This is a genomic window from Microbulbifer okhotskensis, from assembly GCF_023895975.1.
GTDB classification, from domain to species: Bacteria; Pseudomonadota; Gammaproteobacteria; order Pseudomonadales; family Cellvibrionaceae; genus Microbulbifer; species Microbulbifer okhotskensis.
This window is the reverse complement of sequence record NZ_JALBWM010000204.1, coordinates 1-3,533: the sequence shown is the minus strand read 5'-3', so window position 1 is coordinate 3,533 and position 3,533 is coordinate 1. Positions and strand designations below refer to the sequence as shown.

General features: G+C 43.6%; 3 protein-coding genes. All 3 read left to right on the top strand.

What is annotated here, in order from left to right:
- Positions 1–461 precede the first annotated feature (461 nt).
- Complete coding sequence (locus MO867_RS21045) at positions 462–1,616, top strand: hypothetical protein (RefSeq protein WP_252472763.1); 1,155 nt, start codon at positions 462–464, stop codon at positions 1,614–1,616.
- Positions 1,617–2,343: 727 nt separating this feature from the next.
- Positions 2,344–2,505 carry a hypothetical protein gene (locus MO867_RS21040; protein ID WP_252472761.1) on the top strand — a complete coding sequence of 54 codons (162 nt, stop codon included), beginning with the start codon at positions 2,344–2,346 and terminating at the stop codon, positions 2,503–2,505.
- Positions 2,506–2,601: 96 nt separating this feature from the next.
- Positions 2,602–2,868, top strand: coding sequence for a hypothetical protein (locus MO867_RS21035; RefSeq protein WP_252472759.1), 267 nt, complete (start codon positions 2,602–2,604; stop codon positions 2,866–2,868).
- Positions 2,869–3,533: the final 665 nt, after the last annotated feature.

Sequence of the window (3,533 nt, the reverse complement as noted above, 5' to 3'; positions counted from 1 at the left end):
AGTATCTGGCCGTGGTTCCTACCTATTTCGCCCCTAAAACTGTCCGAAGTATTGAAACAAAGAACACACTTTCTTCTTATTGATTGTCCTGCCCGGTTGTCTCTATAGTGTTTTTCATCCGTGGAGACGTATCTAATGTAGGTAACCTGACTGAAATGCATTTAATGACCGTTGGTCAAAGTAATCATCTGTGTCGTGTCTCCATGTCTGTTGTCTCTTCAGGCCATGATGAACTTGCATCTGAGCAAGGTTCCTTGTATCTCCTGTTTCTAGAATGGTTTTCAGATATTTTATTGATTTATCAAGTCGACCACTGAAATTCAGTCAATATTACTCAGAATGTGTAAGGATTATTTTTTGTCGCGCTGTTCAGTGGCAAACCTGCAGTGCAAGTAGTGGAGTAAAGCTAGTGCCCTGCTTCTTTATTTGTATTTTTTATATAGTCTAGGAGGGGATTGTAAATGAAAAATATTTTACTCACGGCGGCCATTGCCATGCTTGCTAGTGTCGGGCAAGTTATCGCTGATAGTAACTACGGTGAACAGTTTCAATCGGGTAATAGCAATAAAGCAGATATCAGCCAGGTCAATGCATCAACTAATAATGGAGCCTATCAGCAGCAGGAAGGCGATAACAATAGGGCAACAGCAGACCAATCATTTTCGGACCATAGCTATATTGAACAGACACAGGTTGGTAATCGTAACTGGGTTGAAACGAGACAAATAAATCAGCAAGACTCTGGGGCGTATACTTATCAGTTAGGTGAAGGAAACCTGGGGGTTGTACAGCAGTGGGATGGTTCCGGAAATATCGCCTACGCCCATCAGGAAGGTAGTGAAAATACCATATACCTCGATCAGTACGCTGGTGCAAGCGATAACCATGCGGAGATGTGGCAGGTAGCTAGTAATGACAGCACAGCCTCCCTTGCGCAGGATGGGGATAGTAACTTCTTCTACAGTTGGCAGGTGTTAGATTCAAATACTCTTTATGTAAACCAGGTAGGTAATGAAAATACTGGCTTTTTGGAGCAGTTTGGCATTGAGAATGCTGCAAACGTTTTTCAGGCTGGTGATTCCAACTCCTTCGATGTCATACAGAGAGCTAGCCATAACAGCGCGGTCACTCTTAAACAGGAGGGCACGGAGAACTTTAGCAGAATCTGGCAGGGCGGCCATAATAATGTAGTGACGGCTGCTCAAAACGGCGCTGATAATTTTAGTTTTATTCAGACATTTGGTGACAGTAATACGACCACTTTGGTTCAAACGGGGGATGTCAACATGGCTGACTTCTCCCAGTGGGGTGAGAGGAACTTGGCAACTATCGATCAAACGGGTAGTGGCAACTCAGCCTTCGGTGGCAGTGAAGGCGTTGCCAATACCATAGATATCGATCAGGTCGGTGAGTTGAACCTCGTCGAGGTTGGCCAGTATGAGTTGGGCAGTAGCGATAATATGATTGTTCTTTCTCAGAATGGTATTGGGCACAGTGCATACCTTGGCCAGGTTGGTAATGATAATACGACCTTCGTTACTCAAACTAGCGCTGACAACATGGTTAGTGTTTCTCAAGCAGGCGATAGCAACGTTGCTACAATTTCCCAGAATTAATTTTACTGATGTAGAGTAAATGAAGTTAATAGCTCCCCTTTGCAGCTGGGGGAGGTTTCTAATGTGTTAAGTGCTTTCTGAATAAGTGCATAGCTTAATAATTGGATATTTTTGTGCGCAATGTTTCCCGCTCTAAACGCTACATTGACCGCTTAAATTTGGTCACGGTAGGAACACCGGCCACCCGTACAGATCCGTACGTGCGCTACTAACGCATACGGATCCTACTTCGAGTATTTAACGCGAAATCGTATTTCTGGATAGGGGTGAACAACGCGCACTGATGGAAATAAACGCCTGATCCAAGGGCCAAAATGCTTCCAAATAAGCGTAAAACGCTGGCTACGGTGGCGGAGTATTTTAAACCAGCGCTTCACTATTTCATTACAAAACAGTGAGATACTCTGACTATTTCCGGGCACACTGTAATAGTCCATATGCCCAGTCAACACTGACCTTAACCACTTAAGGGTATGGCCCACTGGCTCATGCATCCGCCGCCGTAGTTGACGCTGTACTTCTTTGATCTAATGTACCAGTCGTTTTCTGATGGTCTTGCGCCCCACTTTAAACTCACCATTTCGTCGCTTTGTACAGTAATGTGTAAATCCCAGAAAATCGAATGTTTTCCAGGAGCTTGCAGGGCAGTGCCATGAGGCTATCGATACGCTGTTCCAGAAATGAAATATGAAAAGCCTAGTGAGGCGGTAAAGGCCGCAGGGCCTGAATGAAATTTCAGAAATTACCGGCAAGCCAGAGTAAATGGTGGAAGAAAGAGCGCCGCTTTTTTGAGCTGGTTTTAAGGGGGGCAGTGTTTGAGAAAGCTCAAGCGCAATTGGATGAGATTTTTCCAAGGGAGTTGGGTTCAGGTGAAAGAGCTAGTATTTAAATATTTAGAGTCTGCGTTAAAGCCAGCCCTTTGTTTTTTGACTTTTCTTTTCCTCTGCTTTTTTATTTCTACGTTGGAGGCAGTAGGGGATTTCCTGTGGTTCTTTCCCCTATGGATATTTTGATTTCGGTTTTTATTACTACCATAATAGGAGTTGGTAATATTAAGACTGCAGCCGAGCAGGCTGAGAAAAATAGACAAGAGAATGCTGAGCAGGTAAGACTAAATAGAACTATTGAATATGTGAGTACAGTTCCTTTAAAGCTTGCTGAAACTTCTCATTTGCTTAAGAGTGCAAGGGAAAAAATATTGGTCGATAGAGGCTTCCCTTATTTCAAAGGCAGGTATAGGCTAAAGGGCTAAAGGGCTAAAGGGCTAAAGGGCTAAAGGGCTAAAGGGCTAAAGGGCTAAAGGGCTTGGTGGAGGGTCTGGATGCAGAAGAGCTAAAAGCTATTTTTTCTTTAGGAAGTCGTTATGAGGCAATTTCAGCGAATATTAAATATTGAGTATTGAATCTGGGTATTTCTCAAAAAAATAGTTTTTGATTGTTTTGGATTTCTGGGCTGGTTTTTGGCCGTTTTTGTGCCATGCAAATGGCGATAGCTACATCTCCAATAAGTAAAAGGGAATTAACCCTGATATTGGAAAGGGCCCTTTTGCCGCAACTACTAGGCGTGTTTACAATGATACATCAATCATAAATTATTGCCCGAGAAAAGGGGTGACTTTCAAAACTATCAGGCCCGCTAGCCAGATTTCGGTGCCCATAATTAAGCTGGCTGTTTATAATTATTAGTACGATTTATTATTGATCAGCTGATCTTTTCCAAAGGTGGTGGATGTTTCTATTCCTCGCTGGATGTACTGCTTCCACTCTAGCTAGGCAATGCCAAATACATTCTGGCGACGACAGGAGGAAAGGGGGTCGGTGCAAAGTGGTGCTTTAGTTCCACTCCGTATACTTCAGCTAGCGGAGGGTGTTCAAAACTCTGTGTCAGCCATAGCCTCAGAGGCTGATATATTTCTCC